At 39.3% G+C, this 25,026-nt stretch carries 22 protein-coding genes and 1 pseudogene; 19 read left to right on the forward strand and 4 right to left on the reverse strand.

Features of this window, described 5'->3' with window-relative positions; all coding sequences use genetic code 11:
* Nucleotides 1-61 precede the first annotated feature (61 nt).
* The 9 genes from H5R88_RS05005 to ribF all read left to right on the forward strand — a co-directional run bounded on the left by H5R88_RS05005 (nucleotide 62) and on the right by ribF (nucleotide 11,530).
* Complete coding sequence (locus H5R88_RS05005; RefSeq protein ID WP_182578264.1) at nucleotides 62-4,393, forward strand: PolC-type DNA polymerase III; 4,332 nt, start codon at nucleotides 62-64, stop codon at nucleotides 4,391-4,393.
* Nucleotides 4,394-4,526: 133 nt separating this feature from the next.
* A complete protein-coding gene (gene rimP / locus H5R88_RS05010) occupies nucleotides 4,527-5,000 on the forward strand; it encodes a ribosome maturation factor RimP (RefSeq protein WP_003674323.1) in 474 nt (157 codons plus the stop codon).
* A 20-nt stretch (nucleotides 5,001-5,020) separates the two neighbouring features.
* A complete protein-coding gene (gene nusA / locus H5R88_RS05015) occupies nucleotides 5,021-6,202 on the forward strand; it encodes a transcription termination factor NusA (protein ID WP_182578265.1) in 1,182 nt (393 codons plus the stop codon).
* Between the two features lie 28 nt (nucleotides 6,203-6,230).
* Nucleotides 6,231-6,533 (forward strand): RNase P modulator RnpM, encoded by a 303-nt coding sequence (rnpM, locus tag H5R88_RS05020; RefSeq protein ID WP_182578266.1) that lies wholly within the window; start codon nucleotides 6,231-6,233, stop codon nucleotides 6,531-6,533.
* Complete coding sequence (locus H5R88_RS05025; RefSeq protein WP_182600398.1) at nucleotides 6,520-6,831, forward strand: L7Ae/L30e/S12e/Gadd45 family ribosomal protein; 312 nt, start codon at nucleotides 6,520-6,522, stop codon at nucleotides 6,829-6,831. The genes rnpM and H5R88_RS05025 overlap by 14 nt, the downstream gene beginning before the upstream one ends.
* 13 nt (nucleotides 6,832-6,844) lie before the next feature.
* A complete protein-coding gene (gene infB / locus H5R88_RS05030; protein WP_182578268.1) occupies nucleotides 6,845-9,091 on the forward strand; it encodes a translation initiation factor IF-2 in 2,247 nt (748 codons plus the stop codon).
* 19 nt (nucleotides 9,092-9,110) lie between these two features.
* Complete coding sequence (gene rbfA / locus H5R88_RS05035) at nucleotides 9,111-9,470, forward strand: 30S ribosome-binding factor RbfA (protein WP_003665800.1); 360 nt, start codon at nucleotides 9,111-9,113, stop codon at nucleotides 9,468-9,470.
* 194 nt (nucleotides 9,471-9,664) lie between these two features.
* Nucleotides 9,665-10,570, forward strand: coding sequence for a tRNA pseudouridine(55) synthase TruB (truB, locus tag H5R88_RS05040; RefSeq protein WP_182578269.1), 906 nt, complete (start codon nucleotides 9,665-9,667; stop codon nucleotides 10,568-10,570).
* Between the two features lie 12 nt (nucleotides 10,571-10,582).
* On the forward strand, nucleotides 10,583-11,530 hold the full coding sequence (ribF, locus tag H5R88_RS05045) for a riboflavin biosynthesis protein RibF (protein WP_182600399.1): 948 nt from the start codon (nucleotides 10,583-10,585) through the stop codon (nucleotides 11,528-11,530).
* Between the two features lie 60 nt (nucleotides 11,531-11,590).
* Here the strand turns inward: ribF and H5R88_RS05050 are convergent, their stop codons facing one another.
* Nucleotides 11,591-11,962, reverse strand: a complete 372-nt coding sequence (locus H5R88_RS05050) for a hypothetical protein (RefSeq protein ID WP_182600400.1) — start codon at nucleotides 11,960-11,962, stop codon at nucleotides 11,591-11,593.
* Between the two features lie 120 nt (nucleotides 11,963-12,082).
* Between H5R88_RS05050 and hrcA the strand changes: the two genes are divergently transcribed.
* The 5 genes from hrcA (at nucleotide 12,083) to lepA (ending at nucleotide 18,859) form a co-directional block, all read left to right on the forward strand.
* On the forward strand, nucleotides 12,083-13,135 hold the full coding sequence (hrcA, locus tag H5R88_RS05055) for a heat-inducible transcriptional repressor HrcA (protein WP_182578272.1): 1,053 nt from the start codon (nucleotides 12,083-12,085) through the stop codon (nucleotides 13,133-13,135).
* Nucleotides 13,136-13,147: 12 nt separating this feature from the next.
* Complete coding sequence (gene grpE / locus H5R88_RS05060; protein WP_182578273.1) at nucleotides 13,148-13,720, forward strand: nucleotide exchange factor GrpE; 573 nt, start codon at nucleotides 13,148-13,150, stop codon at nucleotides 13,718-13,720.
* A gap of 24 nt (nucleotides 13,721-13,744) precedes the next feature.
* Entirely contained in the window at nucleotides 13,745-15,610 is a 1,866-nt protein-coding gene (dnaK, locus tag H5R88_RS05065; RefSeq protein WP_182578274.1) for a molecular chaperone DnaK, read from the forward strand.
* Nucleotides 15,611-15,738: 128 nt separating this feature from the next.
* Complete coding sequence (gene dnaJ, locus H5R88_RS05070) at nucleotides 15,739-16,890, forward strand: molecular chaperone DnaJ (RefSeq protein WP_003665811.1); 1,152 nt, start codon at nucleotides 15,739-15,741, stop codon at nucleotides 16,888-16,890.
* A gap of 133 nt (nucleotides 16,891-17,023) precedes the next feature.
* On the forward strand, nucleotides 17,024-18,859 hold the full coding sequence (gene lepA, locus H5R88_RS05075; protein ID WP_182600401.1) for a translation elongation factor 4: 1,836 nt from the start codon (nucleotides 17,024-17,026) through the stop codon (nucleotides 18,857-18,859).
* Nucleotides 18,860-19,017: 158 nt separating this feature from the next.
* Here lepA and H5R88_RS05080 read toward each other — a convergent pair.
* A pseudogene (locus H5R88_RS05080) lies at nucleotides 19,018-19,803 on the reverse strand (transposase); the annotation flags it as partial.
* Between the two features lie 75 nt (nucleotides 19,804-19,878).
* Between H5R88_RS05080 and H5R88_RS05085 the strand changes: the two are divergent.
* Nucleotides 19,879-20,955 (forward strand): Ldh family oxidoreductase, encoded by a 1,077-nt coding sequence (locus H5R88_RS05085; RefSeq protein WP_182600402.1) that lies wholly within the window; start codon nucleotides 19,879-19,881, stop codon nucleotides 20,953-20,955.
* 128 nt (nucleotides 20,956-21,083) lie between these two features.
* On the opposite strand, the gene H5R88_RS05090 is transcribed toward H5R88_RS05085, so the two are convergent.
* Nucleotides 21,084-22,043, reverse strand: coding sequence for an L-lactate dehydrogenase (locus tag H5R88_RS05090; RefSeq protein ID WP_182579022.1), 960 nt, complete (start codon nucleotides 22,041-22,043; stop codon nucleotides 21,084-21,086).
* Between the two features lie 107 nt (nucleotides 22,044-22,150).
* Entirely contained in the window at nucleotides 22,151-22,330 is a 180-nt protein-coding gene (locus H5R88_RS05095; protein ID WP_182579023.1) for a hypothetical protein, read from the reverse strand.
* Nucleotides 22,331-22,527: 197 nt separating this feature from the next.
* Between H5R88_RS05095 and H5R88_RS05100 the strand changes: the two genes are divergently transcribed.
* The 4 genes from H5R88_RS05100 to H5R88_RS05115 all read left to right on the forward strand — a co-directional run bounded on the left by H5R88_RS05100 (nucleotide 22,528) and on the right by H5R88_RS05115 (nucleotide 25,025).
* Nucleotides 22,528-22,833 (forward strand): hypothetical protein, encoded by a 306-nt coding sequence (locus H5R88_RS05100; protein ID WP_182579103.1) that lies wholly within the window; start codon nucleotides 22,528-22,530, stop codon nucleotides 22,831-22,833.
* Nucleotides 22,834-22,910: 77 nt separating this feature from the next.
* The gene (gene prmA / locus H5R88_RS05105; RefSeq protein WP_182579024.1) at nucleotides 22,911-23,870 is read left to right on the forward strand and encodes a 50S ribosomal protein L11 methyltransferase; all 960 of its coding nucleotides are present in this window, start codon (nucleotides 22,911-22,913) and stop codon (nucleotides 23,868-23,870) included.
* Nucleotides 23,871-24,611, forward strand: coding sequence for a 16S rRNA (uracil(1498)-N(3))-methyltransferase (locus H5R88_RS05110; RefSeq protein WP_182600403.1), 741 nt, complete (start codon nucleotides 23,871-23,873; stop codon nucleotides 24,609-24,611).
* A gap of 78 nt (nucleotides 24,612-24,689) precedes the next feature.
* Complete coding sequence (locus H5R88_RS05115; RefSeq protein WP_182579026.1) at nucleotides 24,690-25,025, forward strand: hypothetical protein; 336 nt, start codon at nucleotides 24,690-24,692, stop codon at nucleotides 25,023-25,025.
* Nucleotide 25,026 lies beyond the last annotated feature (1 nt).

The raw sequence follows: 25,026 nt of genomic DNA on the forward strand, positions 1-25,026 counted from the left end.
GCTGCGATGTTAAGATAGGTAACGTTACTCGCACCACATTTTTAAGTAGGAGGATTAGAACGTGGGATTAAGTCGCCAAGAATTATTTGGAAAACTATTAGAACAAATTCACTTTCCGGAAAAAGACAATTCTGCATTCAGAAATGCCGCAGTTCAATCAGTTATTGTTCATAAAAAGTCTCGGCAGTGGGAGTTTCACTTAATCTTTAATAAAGCTTTGCCGTATGACCTATTTACACAGTTCAATCAGAGCTTACAACTCGGGTTCAAAGATATTGCTAAAGTTAGCTTAAAGATTAGTACTCCCATGACAGAACTTGATGAATCACAGATAGCTAATTATTGGCAGTTCATCATTAATAAAGCAATTAGTGATACACCAATGCTCCAACAAGCTTGCTTACAAACAGCTCCCGAAGTTAAGGATGGCCGTGTGACGCTGGTTGTCGAAAATGAGGTAATTAAAGACTTACTAGCGCAGAAAGCATTAGATAAGATTGAAAAAGCATACCAAGAGCTAGGTTTTCCTAAATTTAGGATTCACCCATTTGTTGACCAGTCAGCCTCGCAAGCAAAAATTGAAGAATTAAAGGCTAAACATGAGAAGGCGGATGCTGCGCTTGCTGCCAAGGCGGCTGCCCGTATCAAGAAAAATGAGGCCGCAAAGAAGACAGCAAAGAAAAGTGCACCAGTCGCACCTGCCGATGGTCCAGTCCAACTTGGTCGAATGATTGATAGTAAGCAGAATGTTATTCAAATGAAAGACATTGAGGGTGAAGAGCGGTCTGTGGTTGTTGAAGGATATGTATTTAATGCAGAAATTCGGGAACTGCGCTCAGGTCGTCAATTATTAACGTTTGAAATTACGGACTATACTTCTTCTTTTGCTGTAAAGAAATTCTCACGTAACAGTGATGAAGAAGCACAATTTGCCAATATCAAAGCAGGAATGTGGTTGAAAGTTCGCGGACCGGTGCAAGAAGATACCTGGATGCGAGACTTAGTAATCACGGCTTATGATGTTAATGAAGTAACTCATACAGCGCGTCAAGATAAAGCTCCTCAAGATGATAAACGAGTTGAGCTTCATACGCATACAACAATGAGTCAGATGGATGCCACTAATTCGATTACTGAGCTTGCAACTCGTGCTCATAAGTGGGGACATCCAGCAATTGCAGTAACCGATCATGGAAATGTCCAGGCGTTCCCAGAAGCATTTAGTGTGGCTCAAAAAACGGGTATTAAAATGCTATATGGGATGGAAGCTAATGTTGTTGATGATGGAATTCCATTGGTATATAACGAGAATCATGAAGAACTCGCTCATCAGACCTATGTCATTTTTGACGTGGAAACGACAGGGTTATCAGCAATTTACGATAAGGTAATTGAATTATCTGCGGTTAAAATGCAAGATGGGAATGTCTTAGAACGTTTTGATGAATTCATCGATCCTGGTTTCCCATTATCAGAACAAACAACTAATTTAACTAGTATCACTACTGAAATGGTTCAGGGTTCCAAAACTGAAGAAGAAGTTTTTCAGATGTTCAAGGACTTTTGTAAGGGTTGTATTATTGCTGGCCATAACGTTTCATTTGATATGGGCTTTATGAATACTGGCTATGAACGTCATCAAATGGGAAAAATCGCGGAACCAGTAATCGATACATTACCACTGGCGCGATTCTTATATCCTGACATGCGCGGTTATCGATTAAACACGCTTAGTAAAAAGTTCAAAGTCGCGTTGGAACATCACCACCGTGCTAATTATGATTCGGAAGCTACAGGACACTTACTTTATAAGTTCCTGAAAGATGCTGAGGCCCGTTATGATGTGAAATATGTGGATGATTTAAACAAGCATATGGAAGAAAATAATGCTTATCGTCATGCTCGACCTTTTCATGTAACAATTTTTGCTCAGACCCAGGCAGGCTTGAAAAACTTATTTAAGTTAGTATCGCTATCAAACGTTGAATATTTTTACCGGGTACCCCGGATCCCGCGGACAGTGTTAACGAAATATCGTGAAGGACTGCTTTTGGGAACTGCTTGTTCATCGGGGGAAGTATTTACCGCGATGATGGAGAAAGGTTACGATCAAGCATTAGAAAAGGCCCGTTATTATGATTTTATTGAGGTTCAGCCAAAGCCAAACTATGCACCGTTGCTTGAACAACACGTGATTGCAGATGAAGAGCATCTTGAAGATATCCTCAAAAATATGGTCAAGCTAGGGGATGAGTTGGAAAAAACAGTGGTTGCCACTGGGGATGTTCATTACCTTGATCCGCATGATGGCATTTACCGTAAGATCTTGATTAATTCGCAAGGTGGCGCAAACCCGTTAAATCGAACTGAGCGTCCAGAAGTTCACTTTAGAACGACTGATGAAATGTTAAATGAATTTGCTTTTCTCGGTGAAGAAAAGGCTCACGAATTAGTTGTGGAGAATAGTAATAAGATTGCCGCCGAGATCGATGACAATATTCGGCCAGTAAAAGATAAACTTTATCCGCCACATATGAAAGGGGCCGAACAGGAAATTCAAGATCGGACATGGAATACCGCTAGAAAATGGTATGGTGATCCTTTGCCACAACTAGTGCAAGACCGGATTGAATTAGAGTTAAACAGTATTGTTAAGAACGGTTTCTCTGTTCACTATTTAATTGCTCAACGACTAGTAGCTAAGTCTAACAAAGATGGTTACTTAGTAGGTTCACGGGGATCTGTTGGCTCAAGTGTAGTTGCAACTCTTTCGGGAATTACAGAAGTTAACCCCTTGCCACCACATTATCGTTGCCCAAACTGTCAATTTACCCACTTCTATACGCAAGGGGAATATAGTTCAGGTTTCGATTTACCAGATAAAAAATGTCCAAAGTGTGGCACGTTAATGGTAAAAGACGGTCATGATATTCCATTCCAAACCTTCCTTGGGTTTAAGGGTAATAAGGTGCCGGATATTGATTTAAACTTCTCTGGTGATTACCAGCCAATTGCCCATAACTATATGAAAGTCTTGTTCGGTGAAAAGAACGTATTCCGTGCCGGAACGATTGGTACGGTTGCCGATAAGACGGCATATGGGTATGTGAAGGCTTACGAACGAGATACAGAAAAGGAATTTAGAAAGGCAGAAGAGGATCGCTTAGCAAAGGGAGCTACTGGTGTTAAGCGAACTACTGGTCAGCACCCAGCAGGGATTATTATTGTCCCTGATGATATGGACATTTATGACTTTACACCCGTTCAGTATCCTGCTGATGACCAAACAGCTGCCTGGGAAACAACCCACTTTGATTTCCACTCGATTCACGATAACATTCTTAAAATGGATATTTTGGGACATGATGACCCAACGATGATTCGTGCCTTGCAAGATTTATCAGGAATTGATCCTCAGTCGATTCCAATGGATGATCCAGGGGTGATGGCCTTATTCTCTAGTCCTAAGGTATTAGGAGTAACTGAAGAACAAATTCAAAGTAAAACTGGTACGCTAGGATTACCGGAATTCGGGACGCGGTTTGTCCGGGGGATGCTGGAGGATACTCATCCGAAAAACTACTCGCAATTATTACAAATTTCTGGTCTTTCACATGGGACTGGTGTGTGGCTAGATAATGCCCAGGAACTAATCAAACAGGGAATTGCTACTATCGCTAATGTGATTGGTTGCCGTGATAACATCATGACCGACTTAATTCACTATGGGATGGATTCAGAAATTTCTTTCCAAATTATGGAACACGTACGGAAAGGACGCGGAATTCCAGACGAGTGGCAGGAAAAGATGCATGAAGCTAATGTTCCCCAATGGTATATGGACTCATGTTTGAAGATTAAGTACATGTTCCCACGGGCGCACGCGGCTGCTTATGTTTTGATGGCCCTACGAATTGCTTACTTTAAGGTTTACTTCCCATTAGTTTATTATTGTGCATTCTTCTCTGTGCGCGCAGATGACTTTGATGTAGTAGCGATGTCTCATGGTAAAGATGCGGTTAAGCAACGGATGAAAGAAATCAATGAAAAGGGAAACGATGCTAGTGCAAAAGAGAAGAATCTTTTAACAATTCTTGAACTAGCTAATGAGATGCTGGAACGAGGATTTAAATTTAAGATGGTTGATATTGAAAAATCAGATGCCTCCGATTGGTTAATTGATGGTGATTCATTAATTGCACCATTCCGGGCAGTTCCTGGATTAGGACTAAATGTTGCTAAGCAAATTGTTGCTGCACGTGAAGAACGGCCATTCCTTTCTAAAGAAGATTTGGCAGAGCGCGGAAAGGTTTCGCAGACACTGATTGACTTTTTAACGAATAATCATGTATTAGATAAATTGCCTGATGAAAATCAGCTTAGCTTGTTTTAAGGAATAACGATGAAAACATGCTTCACTGCTTGCCAGTAGTCACGTTACATGCTACAATTAATTATGGTAAATAACTCGTGGGAGTGAGCAGAGATGCTCGCTCTTTTTATTGCAAGTAATGGAGGTGACACGTTTGAGCAGTGTTGTAGAAACTGTAACAGATCTTGTAACGCCGATTTTACAGGACCATGATTTTTACTTATATGACTTAGAGTTTGTAAAAGAAGGTAAAAGCTGGTACCTCCGCGTTTATATTGATAAAGACGGTGGGATTACGCTAGAAGATTGCGCACTTGTCAGTGATGAATTAAGTGAGGCATTGGATAATGTTGAACCTGATCCAATTCCACAGGCTTACTTTTTAGAAGTTTCATCCCCAGGTGCTGAACGCCCACTGAAGAAAGAGGAAGATTATCAACGAGCAATTGACCATTATATTCACATCTCTCTTTACCAACAGATTAATGGTCAAAAGGTTTATGAGGGTACATTAACGCAATTATCTGATAAAGAAATTACGTTGGATTATTTAGATAAGACTCGTCATCGGCAAATTACGATTGATCGTCAGAAAATTGCCCAAGCCCGATTAGCGATTAAATTCTAGTATTAAAGGAGTGTCGAAAGGTGAGTAAACCAAAAATTAACACTGAGATGATTGGCGCCCTTGATTATCTTGAAAAAGAAAAGGGTATAAAGAAAGAGATTGTTATTGAAGCGTTAGAACAAGCACTTGAATCAGCCTACAAACAAAATTATGGTGATAAGAATGTTGAAGTAGAATTCAATTCTTTAACTGGTAATATCAAGGTCTATGCTGTAAAAACAATTACTGATGATGAAGAGGCTGTAGAAGCAGATAGCAACGAATTTATGAGCTTAGCTGATGCACGGAAGCTTCCTCATGGCCAAGGTTATGATATTGGCGATGAAATTCGTGAAGAAGTTACCCCTCGTGACTTTGGTCGAATTGCTGCCCAGACTGCTAAACAAGTGGTAATGCAACGTCTTCGTGAAGAAGAACGGAAAATTATTTACGACAAGTACAAGACTTATGAAAATGAGATTATCACTGGTGAAGTTTCACGAGAAGATAAGCGCTTCACGTATGTTGACCTAGGAGATGGCGTAGAGGGTGCGATGGGCTTTAGAGATAAGATGCCTAATGAACACTACCATGTCCATGATCGGATTCAAGTATACGTAACGAAAGTAAATGACGATCGGCGGGGGCCACAAATCTTTGTTAGCCGGACTGCTCCAGAACTTTTAAAGCGATTATTTGAACGGGAAGTACCTGAAATCAAGGATGGTACTGTCTTGATTGAAAATATTGCTCGTGAAGCAGGTGATCGTGCTAAAGTTGCGGTATATTCGAATGATCCCAATGTTGACCCAGTTGGTACTTGTGTTGGTCCGCGCGGCTCTCGTGTACAAGCAATCGTTAATGAACTTGATGGTGAGAATATGGATATTGTTGAGTACGTTAAGGATCCCGCTAAATTTATTGCTAATGCATTAAACCCCGCGGAAGTACTTGATGTAATCTTTGACGAAGAGAAGCCGGCAGCAACTACTGAGGATAGTGAAGAAGTAACTGAAGGACAAACAGAACGTTCTTGTACTGTCGTTGTTCCAGATAGTCAATTATCCTTGGCTATCGGAAAGCGCGGTCAAAATGCTCGTCTTGCTGCTCGTTTGACTAAGTATAAGATTGATATTAAATCTGAATCTGAAATGGCCGAAAATGATCAGGAAACTGAAGAAGTAGCTGATTCGGAAGAAAATATTGAAAATAACGAAGAATAACTAAAAATTAAGCAGCGGGGTGAAAATAGTGAAAAAGAGAAAAATACCGATGCGTAAAGACATTGTTACTGGTGAAATGATGCCTAAGCGGCAATTAATTCGGGTAGTTAAAAATAAGGAAAATGAAGTATCCTTAGACCCAACTGGTAAGAAACCTGGTCGTGGAGCATATGTTGCAGTAGATGTTGAGATTGCTAGACGAGCAAAAAAAGAGAAAACTTTTGAAAAAGCTTTCCATGTTCAACTTGATGAATCATTTTATGATGAATTAATCAAGTACGCAGACCACCTACAGGCACGACAAGAGTTATTTGGTAATGATCAGAAATAAAGAACAAGTCTTAAACCTCCTTGGAATTGCCCGGCGTGCCCGACAGCTTCAAAGTGGTGAAGAGATTGTCTTAAAAAATATTCAAACTAAAAAGGCAATGTTTGTATTTCTAGCTTCAGATGCTGGAAAGGCTAGTGCAAAAAAGATTACTGATAAATGTAAATTTTATAGCATTCCTTTTTCAACAGATTTCACTAGGGAACAGCTTAGCCAAGCAACAGGGCAAACACGAACAGTTTTTTGTGTAATGCAATCAGGTTTTGCAAGAAAGTTTGAGGAACTACTGACTATGAGATAAGGAGTGTGAGCATATGGCCAAAGAACGAATTTATGAATTGGCTAAGGAATTGAAAATGCCTAGCAAAGACTTAGTTAATATGGCTAATCGGCAAGGGATGGGTGTTAAAAGTCACATGTCTTCTGTTACCCCAGATCAAGCACAACAATTACGTCAACTTGCGAAGGGTGGACAAAAAACAATTAATAATCAACACCAACCAGTAAAGAAAAATGATGGTCATAATAAACAAAATAACCATCAACCACAAAATCACGATCACGATAAAGCTCAAAAGGAACGACCACAAAAGAAAAATAATAACCGGCAAAATAACGGAACAAAAGATAATAACCAACGCCAAAACAAAGGTGGTCGATTTGGCGGCAACTTAAATAACGATCAAGGTCGTAATGGTAAACGCTTTAATAAGAAAAACAAGAAGAATAAGAAACATAATAAGAATAAACGGTTGCGTGAGGTAGCACACAAACAACCAACGCAACGAAAGGATAAGCCGCTTCCAGAAGTATTAGAATATACTGATGGTATGAATGCTCAAGACTTAGGGAAGATCTTACACCGTTCACCAGCGGAAATCGTTAAAAAGTTATTTATGCTTGGTGTAATGATCAACCAAAATCAGTCACTTGATAAGGATACGATTGAATTATTGGCAACTGATTACGGTATTGAAGCGAAGGAAAAGGTTCAAGTTGATGTTTCAGATATTGACAAAATGTTTGAAGATGAACAAAATAATACTGAACATCAAGTAACACGGCCAGCTGTTGTTACCGTTATGGGCCACGTTGATCATGGTAAGACAACCTTGCTTGATAAATTACGTCACTCACATGTTACAGAACATGAAGCGGGGGGAATTACCCAGGAAATTGGTGCTTATCAGGTTCACTATAATGACCAATTAATTACCTTCCTTGATACCCCTGGACATGCTGCTTTTACTGAAATGCGGGCACGAGGAGCTAATATTACTGATATCACGGTCCTTGTTGTTGCAGCTGATGATGGAGTTATGCCCCAAACAGTTGAAGCTATTCACCACGCTCAGGCTGCCCATACACCAATCATTGTTGCCGTTAACAAGATCGATAAGCCAGGCGCAAATCCAGATCGTGTAACTGAAGAATTAGCAAAATACAATTTGATTCCTGAAGACTGGGGTGGAGATACAATCTTTGTTAAGATTTCTGCCAAATTTGGTAAGAATCTTGATGAATTACTTGATATGATTCTCCTTCAAGCTGAAATGCTAGAATTGAAGGCTAATCCAGAACAAAATGCGGCTGGGTCAGTTGTTGAAGCTCGTCTTGACCAAGGTCGCGGATCAGTTGCTACTGTTTTAGTGCAACAAGGAACTCTTCATGTAGGGGACCCAATTGTTGTTGGTAACACGTTTGGTCGTGTACGAACAATGACCAATGAAAATGGGCGTCGGATTAAAGAAGCTACCCCATCTACTCCGGTTGAGATTACTGGGCTAAATGAAGTACCAGAAGCCGGGGACCGTTTTGTTGTCTTTGATGATGAAAAGACTGCCCGTGCAGCAGGTGAAGAACGTGCTAAACGTGCAATGGAAAAGGAACGTCAAAAGACTTCTCACGTTACATTAGACAACCTTTTTGCTACTATGAAGAAGGGGCAAATGAAGACCTTACCAATTATTATTAAAGCCGATGTTCAGGGATCGGTTGAAGCTTTAAGTCAAAGTCTTCAAAAGATTAAAGTTGACGGTGTTCGTGTTGATATTATTCACCAAGCCGTTGGGGCCATTAATCAAAGTGATGTTACCTTAGCTGAAGCATCTAATGCGGTTATCATTGGATTTAATGTTCGTCCAACCGCCGTAGCGAAGACATTAGCTGATTCTAATAGTATTGATATCCGTCTTCACCGTGTTATTTACGATGCACTTGAAGAAGTTGAAGATGCGATGAAGGGGATGCTTGAACCTGTATACAAAGAAGAAACAATTGGTCAAGTAGAAGTTCGTCAAATCTATAAGGCATCAAAAGTTGGTACAATTGCCGGGGGAATGGTTACTTCTGGTAAGATCACTCGTGATGCAAAGGTCCGTTTAGTTCGTGATGGCGTTGTTATTTATGAAGGTGAATTAGGGAGTCTTAAGCGCTTCAAAGATGATGTCAAAGAAGTTAAACAAGGTTACGAATGTGGTTTGACAATTGAGAACTACAATGACATCAAGGAAATGGATGTCATTGAAGCCTATAAGATGAAGGAAGTTCCAGTTAAGTAAAAGCTGAGGAGAGATAAAGATGCCAAGTAAACAATATCGAGTAGATCGTTTAGCTCAAGAAATTCAAAAAGATGTTGATGAAATCTTGTTAAAACGTGTTCGTGATCCACGGGTACAAAATGTTACGATTACGGGTGTGGATGTTACTGGTGATCTCCAGCAAGCAACTATCTATTACAGTATCTTGTCAGATCTTGCTTCTGATGCGGAGAAGGCACAGGCTGGATTAGATAAGGCGACTGGGTTAATTCGGAGTGAATTAGGCGCACGTCTTAATATTTTTAAGACTCCAGAAATCAAATTTGTAAGAGACCCATCAGTTGCTTACGGTAGTCGAATTGATCAACTCATTAACGACTTACACAAAAAAGAAAAATAATTAGCAAAAGGGAGCGAGACAGAAGCCACTTATGACTTCGTTTTTCGACGCGAAGTTAGCCTCTGGGAGCCCCCGCAAGCAACAATATAGGCCTCCAACGTTCGGTTCGAACGATGGAGGCCATTGTTGTACTGCACTATTTGTCTTTTGTGAAAATAACTTGACTTATATCATAACCCCTTGGAGGAATAACGATGGATGGAATAATACCCTTATATAAAGAACGTGGGATGACTAGTTTTGCCTGTGTTAGTCGACTACGACAAATTTTAAAAACTAAAAAGATTGGTCATTCAGGAACACTTGATCCAGGTGTAGCGGGTGTTCTGCCAATTTGTGTTGGAAATGCTACCAAGGTTGTTGATTATTTGATGCAATCGGGGAAACAATATCAAGGTGAGCTTTTAATTGGGTTTGCGACTACTACTCAAGACCTTGATGGAGACAAAATTGAGGAAAAAGTAGTTGCAAATGAAATCCCTACTAGTGAAATACTATCAGCCATGAATTTATTAACGGGGACAATAATACAAATCCCACCGATGTATTCGGCGGTAAAAGTAAATGGAAAAAAACTTTATGAATATGCAAGAGCTGGTGAAACTGTTGAGCGGCCCAAACGACAAATAACTATTAGTAAATTTGAATTACTAAGCTCAAAGTATGATGAGGAAAATAAACAGCAACGAATCCGCTTTAATGTTGAATGTAGTAAGGGTACTTACATTCGGACACTTGTTGTTGACCTTGCACGTAAACTAGGATATCCAGGAGTAATGAGTTTGTTAACACGGTTGAAGAGTGGAGGCTTTACGCTTGATCAGACTCTAAGTTTAGACGACGTTCGCGATGCTGTTGCGACCCAAACTCTCCAGCAATACTTGTATCCTTTAGATTATGCTTTGAAGGACTATCCGCAATTAACGATTCAAGAGGCTCAATGGAAAAAGGTTCAAAATGGAGGATGGCTTTCTCCAAGTGAACTTAATACTAGTGAGAAGAAAATTGTGTTATCATTTGATGGACAAGTAAAAGCACTATATCATTTTGATCCGAAAAATAAAATGTATAAGCCAACTAAAATGTTTGCAGTTAATTGAGGAGTGTAGGAGTTGCAAGTTATAAAAATTCACCATCCTTTGGAAAAAAGACTAATTCCTGCGGGGCCAATTGTACTTGCAATGGGTTTTTTTGATGGTGTTCATCGGGGACATCAGGCAGTAATCAAATGTGCCCGCAAAATTGCCCGTGAAAAAGGATTGCCGTTAGTCGTTTTGACATATGATCATGCTCCTGGAATTGTTTATCGTCAATATAAGGGTGGCTTTAAATATTTATCAACGGTCGATAGAAAGCTCGAATTATTAAATGACCTTGATGTCGATCGGGTTTACCTAATAAGTTTTACATCGTCATTTGCAAGCCTTTCTCCTCAGCAATTTGTTGATGAGTATTTGGTAGGCTTTCATGCTCAAACGGTCGTAGCAGGATTTGATCATACTTATGGAAAAGAAGATATTGCATCAATGAAGTTGCTTCCTAAGTATGCAGCGGGACGGTTTGAAGTTATAACTGTGCCTAAATTTACTGAGAATGGAAGTCAAGAAAAGGTCGGTTCTCGAGAAATTCGGAAATTAATCGATATTGGTAATGTGGAAGCAGCCAACCAGGCGTTAGGGTATCCTTATCAAACAACTGGCTTAGTAGTTCATGGCTTAGCTCGTGGACGAACGCTTGGTTTTCCTACGATCAATGTTGAGCATCCGGAAAAGGAGCGAATCCCTGGGATTGGGGTCTATGCTGTCAAAGTTAAACTCGATAAGAAGTGGTATGACGGGATGGCAAGTGTTGGACACAACATAACATTTGGGGATGCTAATCAATTAACGGTTGAAATTAACTTATTTGATTTTCAACAAATGGTGTATGGCGAGGAAGTAGTTGTTCGTTGGTATCAGTACCTACGTGGCGAAGAAAAGTTCACGGGAGCGGATGCATTAGTTGCACAGATGAAACAAGATGAACAAAATTCCCGTCGTATTTTAGAAAAATATAAATAAAAGAGGTTTGGATTGATCTTTTGTAGCATTTGCGCCGTCAAGATTCGTCAAACCTCTTTTTTAATGCCGACTTCCACGATGACTGGTAGTCTGGTTAATCTTATGAATGTTTCGTTCAAATTTGAATCCGCCATCAGTTATTAATTTGAAATGCCGCATTTTCCCATTAAAGGGCTGACCATTTAATCGCACTGTTGTCCACTTACGCATAATTTCGGTCATGGAAGCAAGTGCCTTAAGTTGATTAGGATTATTCTCTTTAATGGCTTCGTCTTTAATATCTGACTGTAAGCGATAGATTAGGTTATTATGGTATTCTAGTAGTTCATTCGTTAGGGGTGCATTACGGTATTTATTAAATAACTTCTGAATTAGTAACATTGCTTCTTGAGTATTCTGGGGTTGAATATAGCGATGTTCTTTATGTTTCATGAATAAAGCTCCTTTAAAAAATTGTTTGACGTTTCTTGACTTTTAGGGTAGTAATTGGTATATTATACAGTGTGTTTAGCACTTGACCCTAATGAGTGCTAAAAGGGGAAGTGATATACGATGCTAACACAACGACAGAAAAAGATTCTGCAAGCGATTGTACGTCAATACACATCAACTGGTCAACCGGTTGGATCAAAACATTTAGCAGAAAAGTTGCCTTTTAAGGTCAGTTCAGCAACTGTCCGTAATGAGATGGCAGTTTTAGAGGACAATGATTTGATCTTAAAAGAGCACTCTTCATCAGGTCGGATTCCATCGAAACAAGGTTACCGTTATTATGTCGATAATTTGCTTGATCCCCAAGCAGTTACTGATAATGACCTAGTAGTGATTCAAAATTCACTTGGAACTGGCTTTCAAAAGATTGACGAGATTATTTCACACTCAGCAGATATCTTATCAAATTTAACTTCATATACTGCTTTTACATTAAAGCCTGAGCAAGAAAGTGTTCGTTTGAGTGGCTTTCGAGTTGTACCACTGGGGAATCATAAGGTTATTGCGATCTTGGTTACCGATAGCGGTGAGGTTGAAAATCAGTCGTTCACTTTGCCGACTGACATTGATACGGATGCAATGCAGGCTGTAATTAGAATGATTAATGATCAATTAGTTGGGTTGCCACTATCAGAAGTGATAAAGCGATTAAAAGATGATATTCCACTTCAGGTTCTGCATTATATGCATAGTCCCGATGGCTTCCTTGATATTTTTGATAATGTCTTATCTCAAGCAGCCCGTGAGCGATTCTTTGTTGGTGGTCGATTGAACTTACTAGATTTTGCCAGTACTCATGACCCTCACGCAATTCAATCATTATATGGACTGTTAGATAAGAATGACAACTTATCGAATATTCTAGATTCAACACTTACCTCAGATAATGGAGTTAATGTTAAAATCGGTCAAGAAATCTCTAAGAATAAGCTTCTTGATGATTATAGCCTGATTACTGCAAGTTATAATGTTGAACAATATGGACGAGGAATTATTGCAGTCCTTGGTCCAACAAGGATGCCTTATTCACGGACAATTGGAATTGTAAATGCCTTTCGCCAAGAATTAGCAAAACGGCTATTAGATTTCTACCGTCACTATTATGATTCATAGGAGGCGAGTTAATTGGCCAAGGATAAACAAGAAGATCAACAAAAACAAACAGCATCTGAAAATGAAAAGGTGCCTGAAAAAGATATAAAAAAAGAGACTTCAGATAAGAAGGATGATCAAATTTCTAAATTAAAAGAAGAGGTCACTGATTTGAAGAAGCAGCTCGCTGATAAAGATGACAAATATCTCCGAGCAGAAGCAGAAATTCAAAATATGACTAATCGTTTCAATAAAGAGCGGGCTCAAATCCTTAAATATGATGGTCAGGATTTAGCAAAGTCAATTTTACCGGTGCTTGATAACCTTAAGAGAGCATTAGCAATTGAGGTTGTAGACGATAATGGTAAACAACTTAAAAAGGGTATTCAAATGGTCCATGATCACCTTGTCAAGGCATTAAATGACCATGGCATTACTGAGATCAAAGCTGATGGTGAAACATTTGATCCTACCCTTCACCAGGCAGTTCAAACTATTCCAGTCGAAGAAGGTCAGAAGCCTGAAACCGTTGTTAATGTTCTTCAAGCAGGATATCAACTTAAGGACCGGGTATTACGCCCAGCAATGGTCGTTGTAGCTCAATAAATTTGTGAGAGAAGGAAATAAATTATGGCAAGTAATAAGATTATTGGTATTGATTTAGGTACTACTAACTCTGCGGTTGCTGTTATGGAAGGTAATGAACCTAAGATTATCACCAACCCAGAAGGAAGTCGGACAACGCCATCTGTTGTCTCATTTAAGAATGGTGAAACTCAAGTTGGAGAAGTAGCAAAGCGTCAAGCAATTACTAATCCCAACACTATTTCATCAATTAAGAGTCACATGGGTGAAGCAGGATACACTGTTGAAGTTGATGGCAAGAAATATACTCCACAAGAAATTTCAGCAATGATTTTGCAATACCTTAAGAAATATGCTGAAGACTACATTGGTGATACTGTTACTCAAGCAGTTATTACTGTTCCTGCATACTTTAACGATGCTCAACGTCAAGCTACTAAGGATGCCGGTAAAATTGCGGGCCTTGATGTTAAGCGAATTATTAACGAACCTACTGCTTCATCACTAGCGTACGGTCTTGACAAGAAGGACAAAGATGAAAAGATCCTTGTTTATGACCTTGGTGGTGGTACATTTGATGTTTCCATCCTTGAATTAGGTGACGGTGTCTTCCAAGTTCTCTCTACTAATGGTGATACTCATTTAGGTGGGGATGACTTTGACCAAAAGATTATGGATTGGTTAATTGATGGCTTTAAGGAAGAACATGGTGTTGATCTTTCTCAAGATAAGATGGCTCTTCAACGCTTGAAGGATGCTGCTGAAAAGGCTAAGAAAGACTTGTCAGGTGTTCAAGAAGCTCAAATCAGCTTACCATTTATTTCAGCCGGCGAAAACGGCCCATTACACTTGGAAAAGACATTAAGTCGGGCACAATTTAACCAATTAACTAATGACTTAGTTGAACGGACAAAGCAACCAGTATTGAATGCTTTGAAAGATGCTGATCTTACTTTTGATGACATTGATGAAGTTATCTTAAATGGTGGATCTACTCGTATTCCTGCCGTTCAAGAAATGGTTAAGGAATTAACTGGTAAGGAACCTAACCACTCAATTAATCCTGACGAAGCCGTTGCCCTTGGTGCAGCCATTCAAGGTGGGGTTCTTACTGGTGATGTTAAGGATGTCGTATTACTTGATGTTACTCCACTTTCACTTGGTATTGAAACCATGGGTGGTGTCTTCACTAAGTTGATTGACCGGAATACTACTATTCCTACTTCAAAGAGCCAAATCTTCTCAACTGCTGCTGATAACCAACCAGCTGTTGACATTCACGTTCTTCAAGGTGAACGTCCAATGGCAGCAGATAATAAGACTTTAGGTAACTTCCAATTAACTGATATTCCTGCTGCTCCTCGTGGTGTTCCTCAAATCAAAGTTACATTTGATATCGATAAAAACGGTATTGTTAATGTTTCTGCTGAAGATCAAGGAACTCACAAGAAGCAAAACATCACTATCAAGTCTAACTCCGGCTTAAGTGATGAAGAAATTGAACGGATGAAGAAGGATGCTGAAGAGCATGCTGAAGCCGACAAGAAGAAGAAGGAAGAAGTTGACTTGAAGAATGAAGTTGACCAAGAACTCTTCCAAGTTGATAAGACTTTGAAGGAAGTTAAGGGTAAAGTTCCTGAAGATGATATTAAGAAGGCTGAAAGTGCTCGTGACGAATTAAAGAAGGCTAAAGAAAGCGGCAACCTTGATGAAATGAAAGCTAAGAAGGATGCCTTGAACAAGGTTATTCAAGATCTTAGCGTAAAGCTTTATCAACAAGCTCAAGGTGCACAAGGTGGCGCTGCTAATGGTCAACCTGGTGATAACCAACAAAATGGTAGTGACAACGGTAATGATGACAATACTGTTGATGGTGATTTTAAGGACGTTACACCAGACGACAAGAAATAGCCTACGGTAAACAGTCTTAAAATGTTAGTGTAAAAGCCAAAGGCCAGGAAAAAGGACTTTGGCTTTTACTTTCGTTTGCTGGCTGTGGTATAACTAAACAAGCAATAAAGTAATGAGGTATTTATTATATGGCAGAACAAGATTATTATGACATTTTAGGTGTCTCTAAGGATGCATCCGAAAAAGACATCAAGCGTGCATATCGTCGGCTTGCGGCAAAATACCACCCAGATGTTAACCACGAGCCTGGTGCAGAAGAAAAGTTTAAGAAGATTAATGAAGCATATGAGACATTAAGTGATAGTCAAAAACGTGCTCAATATGATCAATTTGGTTCGGCTGGTCCACAAGGTGCTGGTGGTCAAGGCTTCGGCGGCTTTGGTGGTGGTCAAGCTTATTCTAACTTTGGTGGCGGCTTTGACGACATCTTTAGTCAATTTTTTGGTGGCGGCGGTCGTACTCGTCGTGACCCAACAGCCCCGCGTCAAGGGCGTGATTTGCAATATGCAATGACTCTTGATTTTATGGATGCGGTTTTTGGTAAAACAACTACTATCAAGTATGACCGTGATGCAGAATGTAAGACTTGTCATGGAACTGGAGCAAAGCCTGGTAAATCGCCAATAACTTGTCCACGGTGTCATGGTGCCGGAGTGATTACGAGTGTTCGTCAAACACCACTAGGCAATATGCAAACTCAAACCACTTGTCCAGAATGTAATGGAACTGGAAAGATTATTAAGCCAGAGGATCGTTGTGATACTTGCCATGGGGCAGGACATGTTCACGAACGTCATGAGCTAGAAGTGAAGGTGCCTGCTGGTGTTGATGATGGTCAACAAATGCGACTCCAACATCAAGGGGACGCTGGTGAGAACGGTGGTCCAGCCGGAGATTTGTATATTGTCTTCCGGGTAACACCAAGTCGAGAATTCCGTCGTGATGGTTCAACAATTTACGTTGATCGTGATATTTCGTTTGCTCAAGCAGCCTTAGGAGACGAAGTAAAAGTTAAAACAGTTCATGGTGATGTCAACCTTAAAATTCCGGCTGGAACACAATCAGAAACTAATTTCCGCTTGCGTGGCAAAGGTGTTCCACATCTTAACGGTAATGGTAATGGTGACGAGCATGTTACTGTCCATGTTAAGACCCCCAAGAGTCTCAACAAACGGCAGCGTGAAGCAATGTTGGCTTTTGCGGCTGCTAGTGGTGAAGATGTTAAGGGTGTGAAGAAGACAGTTCTTGATAAATTACGTGATGCCTTTGAGGATAAGTAAATAGTTCTTATGAAGCAGGAAAAGCTTAATATTTTTCCTGCTTTTTGTATATCTACTAGTAGAAGGTTTCCCATTCTAAACGATGATTTGGTATACTAGATAAAGAATATTCGTTGAAAGTGAGTCTTTTTAAATGAACCTAGAAGAAATGAAAGAGCGGCAAAAACACATTCGAAATTTTTCAATTGTTGCCCACATTGACCATGGAAAATCAACGCTTGCTGATCGTATTTTAGAAATGACCGATTCAATCAGCAAACGTGAAATGAAAAACCAGATTCTTGATGATATGCCTCTAGAACGAGAACGGGGCATTACAATCAAATTAAATGCTGTTGCCTTGACATATCATGCTAAAGACGGTGAAGATTACATTTTCCATTTAATCGATACACCAGGGCACGTCGACTTTTCTTATGAAGTATCACGATCTCTTGCTGCCTGTGAAGGTGCTGTCTTAGTAGTTGATGCAACTCAAGGGGTAGAGGCACAGACCCTTGCTAACGTCTTTTTAGCACTTGACAATGACCTTGAAATTTTACCTGTTATCAATAAGATCGATTTACCGTCTGCTGATCCTGAGGGTACTAAGAAGCAGATTGAAGATGAAATTGGTTTAGATACTGATGAGGCAGTTGATATTAGTGCTAAAACTGGAATGGGTGTTGAGGAAGTCCTGGAAAAAATCGTTAAGGATGTTCCAGCACCAACAGGAGATTTAACTGCGCCTTTGAAAGCTCTTATCTTTGATTCAAAGTATGATGATTATCGGGGAGTGGTTCTTAGTGTCCGAGTGGTTGAAGGAACTGTCAAAAAGGGTGACCGGATTAAATTAATGAACGGTGGTACCGAATATGAAGTTGCTGAAGTAGGGATTAACTCTCCTAAACCATTGGCACGTGATGTATTAATGGCCGGGGATGTAGGTTACATCACCGCGGCAATTAAAGATATTAAAGATACCCGGGTCGGTGATACGGTTACGAGTGCGGATAATCCTACAGATAAGCCACTAGAAGGTTATCGGCAAATGACGCCAATGGTATATGCTGGACTCTATCCGACCGATAATGCTAAGTTTAATGATTTGCGTGATGCGTTGGAAAAACTTCAACTTAATGATGCAGCATTAACTTTTGAACCGGAATCATCGCAAGCATTGGGATTTGGATTCCGTTGTGGTTTTCTTGGATTGCTACATATGGATGTTATTCAAGAGCGACTTGAACGTGAATTTAACCTTGATTTAATCACGACTGCACCATCTGTTACTTACCATGTTGAATTAGCGGATGGGACAACGAAGGAAGTTGAAAATCCGGCTGAAATGCCAGATGCTTCTTCAATTAAAGCGATAAAGGAACCATATGTTCGAGCTTCAATTATGGTACCAAATGATTATGTTGGTCCAGTAATGGAACTTTGCCAACGTAAGCGGGGAGACTTTGATACGATGGAATATCTAAGTGATACCCGGGTAAACGTTATTTATCATATTCCGTTGTCAGAGATTATTTTTGACTTCTTCGATAAGTTAAAGAGCTCTACTCGTGGATATGCTTCCTTGGATTATGAAATTGACGGCTACCGTCCAAGTAATTTAGTTAAGATTGATATCTTGCTTAATGGCGATAAGGTGGACGCATTAAGTTTTATTGCTCACCGTGACTTTGCGGCAGAGCGCGGTCGAGAAATTACTGCTAAATTAAAGAAGATTATCCCACGACAAAACTTTGAAATTCCAATTCAGGCAGCAATCGGCTCAAAGATTATTGCTCGGACTAATATTAAAGCCTACCGCAAAGACGTTACTGCCCGTATTCATACAGGAGATCCCGACCGGCGTGCTAAGTTATTAGATAAGCAGAAACGCGGAAAGAAACGGATGAAGGCTGTCGGAAAAGTTGATATTCCTCAAGCTGCTTTTATGGCCGTTTTGAAGACCGATGAGCAATTGGACGAGAAGTAAACGTTGATGTAAAGGTGTTTGTTGGCTTTGAATAAAACAAAAAATATACAAAATCAGTGATTTTTACCACATTATTACCACATGAGCTTAAAATGTGGTAATAATGGAGCTTCGTCAAGAAGTACTGATGAAAAAATAAAATAATTTTACTAAGCAGCTTATGCCTGGATTTTGGCATGAGCTGTTTGTTTATTTCTCCAGTTTATTGCGATATAGGTATTTGGTAATGCAAGAAGGATTCTGATTCGGAAATTAAAGAAATTACGAAAGCCATAAGCAGTTCGTTTAATAACTTTAATTTTATTGTTAGTTCCTTCAACAGGACCGTTTGTATAAGTGTCATATTTGAAACTATTATAGATTTCTTGTTTGTGACTACGAAGAGTACGCTGAACTTTTTGTAGTGCTTGAGGAAACTGTATCCATTTAACTACGGGTAAGTTTTCTAATTCTTTCTTACTACGATGAGCAATCGCCATAATTAAGTTTTGATAGTATTCATAAGTTTTTTTCAACTCATTATCAAAACTTAGGAGACGATGAATAACCTCAACATCGGTTAATTGAGCGTAACTAAAGTTATGTCTTGAACAATAATTATCATATTTAAGCTTATTAGCAGGTGTGAGGAGTAATTTTCAAAAATGCTTAAGCACACGCCACTCATGAGTGCCAGCACCAGCACGATTCATTACTTGGATTCTAATTTTATTTAATGCACGATAGGCTTGAACAACGATATGGAAATGATCAGCTATAATTAAAGCGTGGGGAAAAGTTCATGAATTAAGTGTCGGTAAGGCGTGTATAAGTCACCCGTTACTGTTTGGACTGCTAGGAGTGCTGAACGATCATATCGAAGAAAGTAGTTTACTTTTGCGTGACCAGATAATATCAAGTGTCCGTTTATTTTCAATATTCATTAGAATCATACTCATTTCACTTAAGATATTTTGAATATTGACATTTCTCACTTTATTATTAAAATATAATTAATATAAAATGAGAGAAGGATAAAAATGAGAATTCAAGCAACCGATGAACGGCATTATCTAGTAGAAGTTTTTACAAAATTGGGATTTAACCAAGATGACAGTCAATTATTAGCAGACACTCTAGTTGATGCGGATTTGCGTGGGATCTCATCTCATGGGATTCAACGACTAGCATGGTATCGTCAAATGGTTAAAGAGGGAACAATTATTCCACAAAATAAAGCAAAAATCATTCGTGAATTACCAGGATCTGTCCTCGTTGACGCTAATCAGAATATGGGACAACTAGCAACGGTTTTAGCTACTCAAAAGATAATTGAAAAAGCTAAGCAGACAGGGGTAGCAATTGCTGTAATTCGGAATTCAAATCACTTTGGTACTGCTGGTTATTACACAAGGTTAGCACTAAAAGCAGGTTTAGTAGGAATTGCTCTTACTAATACACGTCCTTTAGTAGTCCCAACTAATGCCACTCAGGCTTTTCTTGGGTCCAATGCTTTTGCGTTTGGCTTTCCTGCTTCTCCACATCCATTTATGTTTGATGGTGCCACTTGTGTTGTTTCAGGTGGAAAAATTCAAGTTCATGCTAAAAAAGGCGAACCGCTACCAGGTGAATGGGCAGTTGATAAAAATCGGCAGGTAATAACTGATGCGCAAGAGGCAGAAGATATTCTTGCAACCGCGGCCTTTACTGAGGGGGAACAAAAGGGTGGGGGAGTTCTCACTCTTGGCGGAAGCAATGAGGAAAATTCTAATTATAAGGGGATGGGAAACTCTATCGTAATTGAATTATTGACGGGAATATTGGCACAAGGCTCTATTTCTGCTGATACTGTTAGTGGTAAACATGACTTTAGCCAATTTGTAATGGTTCTTAATCCAGCATTCTTTGGTGATCCAGAGGTATTGAAGAAAGATGCCACGTCAATGTTAGATCGAATTCGCCAGCTTGAACATATTCCTGGTAAAGAAATTTGGGTACCCGGTGACCGTGAGTATCGTTTATTAGCAGAGAATAAAGAAAAAGGCGTCACAATTGATGAAAAGACTTATCAAGAAATGAAAGAAATCGGGGATGAGCTTAGCATTGCTGTTCCTTAATAATTGATATACTCCTTCAAATTCTGATAAGTGAAAGTGCCACATTGATTAACAATAGGTATGAAAAAACTCCCAACGTTTATTAAACGCTGGGAGCCTTTTTAGTGGCACGATATCATAAATATGGCTTAGTTGTTACCTTGTAACTTTGCCATACCGTTCTTAGCAACTTCTTCTAATTGCTTAGCAGAGTCGGCCATAGCCTTCTTTTCACGGTCGTTAAGTGGAACTTCAATAACCTTGGCAACACCAGAAGCGTTAACAACAGCTGGAGTACCGATGTATAGGTCGTTAAGTCCGTATTCACCGTTCATTGGGGCACCGATAGGGAGAACAGAATTTTCATCACGAAGAATAGCTTTTGAAATCCGCATTAAAGCAGTAGCAACACCGTAGAAGGTAGCACCTTTACGGTTAATAATTTCGTATGCCTTGTTACGAACATTATCTTCAATCTTAAGTAATTCGTCTTCTGAAATACCTTCATCCTTAGCAATGTCAAGTAATGGCTTGCCACCAACAGTAGCACTTGAGTAAGCAGCAAATTCGGAATCACCGTGTTCACCCATAATGTTAGCAATAACATCGCGAGGGTCAACATGAAGCTTCTTACCAAGAGCGACCCGAAGACGTGCGGAATCAAGTGAAGTACCTGAACCAACAACCTTGTTCTTAGGGAAGCCAGAAAGCTTTTGAACAGCATAGGTAAGGATGTCAACGGGGTTAGCTGCAACTAAGAAGATTCCGTCAAAACCAGACTTAACGATTGGTTCTACAACGGACTTAATGATCTTCAAGTTCTTATCAACTAATTGAAGACGAGTTTCACCAGGCTTTTGTGGAGCACCGGCAGTAATAACAACTAAATCAGCATCCTTGCAAGTGTCGTAATCTGCTGAGTAGATGTTCTTAGGAGCAGTGAAGGCAGTAGCGTCTTCGAGGTCCATTGCGTCCCCTTCAGTCCGTTCCTTAATAATATCAACAATAGCAAATTCTTCAGCAATTCCTTGTTGAGCCATTGCAAAGGCGTAACTTGAACCGACAGCACCGTCACCAACAAGAACAACTTTTTGATGATTCTTAGACATAATAAACAGTCTCCCTTTCATCTTATGTAATACAATATTTGAGATTTCTCTCACAATAATGATTATAACATTCCGCAGGAAAATTACTATAAGATTTTGTACATAAATCAGTTAGTAAACAAACCAGCTCCTAGGATAATGACTGCTAAAAGGGTTGCTGGTAACAGTAAAACATGGATTAATGTTCCAATTAAGAGAATGAGAAGAATTAAGCCAATGAACTTAACTGTTAAAACACCGACCTTCCATAACAGCCAGCAGATAAGAATAGCAATTAAGAGACTCACTATTGCAATCACCTTTCATTAAAATATTTTGAACATAGTATAGCATTTTTTTGAAAATTAAAGTTTTAAACATAGATTAAACTTTGGAACGTTGGTGACCTGTGCTAAAATATACCTATCTAGGGAGATTAATTTAATGTTGATCAGGAATAATAATAGAGGAGGTGGTTACCATTCTGAATCGAACAAAGCAGTTTATGCGTGATAATGATTTAATGTATAAAAAAGAGTACATTCGGCCAATGATGACACCCCAACACGTATATGTGTTCCGTTTCGGTAAGCACAAATTAAATAATCGGGTAATTGTTCGTTATTCCCATACTTGGACTGGACGATTAAAAATTAACGAGATTGATGTTCGTTTACACCACCAACATCATCCCCGTATTTTCTTGACCGAATCCGACTTAATTAATTACTTAAGTCATCATTTAGAAAAAGAAAAGAAACGTGAACAAGAGCGACCACATATTAGTAAAGTTGATAATAAAAATGATTAGACTTTATTAAGTTGGTATTTATCGTGACCATTTATTATTATTGTGGTCACGATTTTATTATTTAAGGAGGTCATTAAATGAATTGGACAGCAATAAAGGTAATCACTTCTAGTGAGGCAGTTGAAGCAGTTAGCTATATTTTGACAGATATGGGAGCACAAGGCGTTCAAATTGAAGATGCCGCCGATTTTGAAAACTTGCATGAAGGAAAGTATGGAGATCATGGTGAATTTATCGATCCATCGTCAATCCCGCACCGAAAAAGTGGTGCAGCAGTATCTGGATATTTTCCACAAAACGTATTTGTTCCTGAACTATTGCCGACTATTCATCAACGGGTAGCAAAATTAAAGGATTACGGCCTGAATCCAGGAGAAAATGATGTTTCAGCAGCGACCGTCGATAATCAACAATGGGCAACGGTTTGGCAAAAGTATTATCACCCATTAAGAGTAACGGATCAGTTAACGATTGTTCCGCAATGGGAAGAATATCAGCCAGCAGATCCTAAAGAAAAATTAATCTTTCTTGACCCAGGAATGGCTTTTGGTACCGGGACCCATCCCACTACTCGTTTAATGCTTGAAGCCCTTGAAAAAACAATTGTTGGTAATGAATATGTAATCGATGTTGGGACAGGTTCTGGTGTTTTAAGTATCGCTGCCAAGCACTTAGGAGCAGGAAAAGTTGATGCATATGATATTGACAAAGTAGCGGTCAACTCAGCAAAAAAGAACCTTGCACTAAACCCGATCGCTAAAGATGTTAAGGTTGGCGTAAATAGCTTGTTAGACGGAATCCATATCCAGGCAGATTTAATTGTGGCTAATATTCTTGCGGAAATTATCGTACCTCTTATTCCGCAGGCATACGAAAATCTTAAACCGGGTGGTAAGTTCCTTGTTTCTGGAATTATTGATGATAAGGCTCCGTTGATTCGTCAAAAGTTGCAAGAGCAAGGATTTATAATTGATGATGAGCAGCAAATGAAGGACTGGCACGGAATGATTGCCCACAAGCCACACGAGGTGAAATAAATGCAACGCTATTTTGTTAATGTAAATCCGGCCGATGAAATAACATTGCCATCTGAAGCAGCTCACCATTTGTTAAAGGTAATGCGTGCAGAAGTTGGCACAACTGTTGAACTTGTGTTAGCTGATCACTGTGTTTACCTCGCAACTCTTAGTGCTACAGAACCAACTGCGACATTAAAAATTCATCAGAAGTTAGATGCTAATAGTGAATTGCCAGTTTCGGTGATACTTGCCTGTGGACTTCCAAAAACTAAAGAGAAACCAGAATTAATTGTTCAAAAAGCAACTGAATTGGGGGCAGACAAAATTGTTTTCTTCGACGCTACTCGTTCCATTAGTCACTGGCAGGGGAATAAGCAGAAACGAAAAATCGAACGGCTGCAAAAGATAGCTGAATCAGCAGCGGAACAATCTCATCGAAATAAGATTCCACAGGTTGAATACAGTGCTAATCTTGATCAATTATTAGCTAATTATCCTGCTACCAAACGGATAGTTGCTTGGGAAGAATCAGCTAAACAGGGAGAGACAAGTGCTTTAGCACAGCAATTTAATGCCCTTAAACCAGCAGATTCGATTCTTGCTATTTTTGGTCCAGAAGGTGGGTTAACAGAAAATGAAATTGCTAAAATGAATGAAGCTGGAGTAGCAGCAGCAGGTTTAGGACCACGAATTTTACGGACCGAAACGGCACCTTTATATTTCATGGCGGCTATTTCATATGCAATGGAATTGTCATAATGTAGTTGGCTTACTTATGGTAAAATAAAGAACAGCTTTAATCGGTAATTTAAAACTGAATATAGGTGTTGAGAGAGAATGAATTTTATGAAAAAAGCATGGGAACATTTAGATAAACCATTATGGCTAGCTAGTATTTTAATTGGGATTGTATTGACGTTCGTTGTTGATAAGCTTCCATTTGTTACGTGGGTAGTAATGGTAGAGATTGTCTTAATCCTTATTAATGGTATTTTTAGTATTTGGTCAGGTTATTGGATTTATAAGCACCAGCGAAAATGGGGCGAGTTATTCATTTTTCCAATCCTTTACTTGATAACTGCATATTTCTTTATGCCACGATATACTTATTATTTTGCCCTTGCTTACTTAGCCCTTGCTTACTTATCATGGGCAATGCGTCAACAAAAGTAAT

The sequence above is a fragment of the Limosilactobacillus agrestis genome (genome assembly GCF_014145585.1).
In the GTDB taxonomy this organism is placed as follows: Bacteria; Bacillota; Bacilli; order Lactobacillales; family Lactobacillaceae; genus Limosilactobacillus; species Limosilactobacillus agrestis.

Bases quoted from the DNA above. Each gene is read 5' to 3' on its own strand.
- H5R88_RS05090 (WP_182579022.1), bottom strand. From the start codon at position 22,043: ATGTCTAAGAATCATCAAAAAGTTGTTCTTGTTGGTGACGGTGCTGTC.
- rbfA (WP_003665800.1), top strand. From the start codon at position 9,111: ATGCCAAGTAAACAATATCGAGTAGATCGTTTAGCTCAAGAAATTCAA.
- lepA (WP_182600401.1), top strand. From the start codon at position 17,024: ATGAACCTAGAAGAAATGAAAGAGCGGCAAAAACACATTCGAAATTTT.
- H5R88_RS05100 (WP_182579103.1), top strand. From the start codon at position 22,528: ATGCGTGATAATGATTTAATGTATAAAAAAGAGTACATTCGGCCAATG.
- hrcA (WP_182578272.1), top strand. From the start codon at position 12,083: ATGCTAACACAACGACAGAAAAAGATTCTGCAAGCGATTGTACGTCAA.
- infB (WP_182578268.1), top strand. From the start codon at position 6,845: ATGGCCAAAGAACGAATTTATGAATTGGCTAAGGAATTGAAAATGCCT.
- dnaJ (WP_003665811.1), top strand. From the start codon at position 15,739: ATGGCAGAACAAGATTATTATGACATTTTAGGTGTCTCTAAGGATGCA.
- H5R88_RS05050 (WP_182600400.1), bottom strand. From the start codon at position 11,962: ATGAAACATAAAGAACATCGCTATATTCAACCCCAGAATACTCAAGAA.
- prmA (WP_182579024.1), top strand. From the start codon at position 22,911: ATGAATTGGACAGCAATAAAGGTAATCACTTCTAGTGAGGCAGTTGAA.
- dnaK (WP_182578274.1), top strand. From the start codon at position 13,745: ATGGCAAGTAATAAGATTATTGGTATTGATTTAGGTACTACTAACTCT.
- H5R88_RS05025 (WP_182600398.1), top strand. From the start codon at position 6,520: ATGATCAGAAATAAAGAACAAGTCTTAAACCTCCTTGGAATTGCCCGG.
- H5R88_RS05110 (WP_182600403.1), top strand. From the start codon at position 23,871: ATGCAACGCTATTTTGTTAATGTAAATCCGGCCGATGAAATAACATTG.
- H5R88_RS05085 (WP_182600402.1), top strand. From the start codon at position 19,879: ATGAGAATTCAAGCAACCGATGAACGGCATTATCTAGTAGAAGTTTTT.
- truB (WP_182578269.1), top strand. From the start codon at position 9,665: ATGGATGGAATAATACCCTTATATAAAGAACGTGGGATGACTAGTTTT.
- H5R88_RS05115 (WP_182579026.1), top strand. From the start codon at position 24,690: ATGAATTTTATGAAAAAAGCATGGGAACATTTAGATAAACCATTATGG.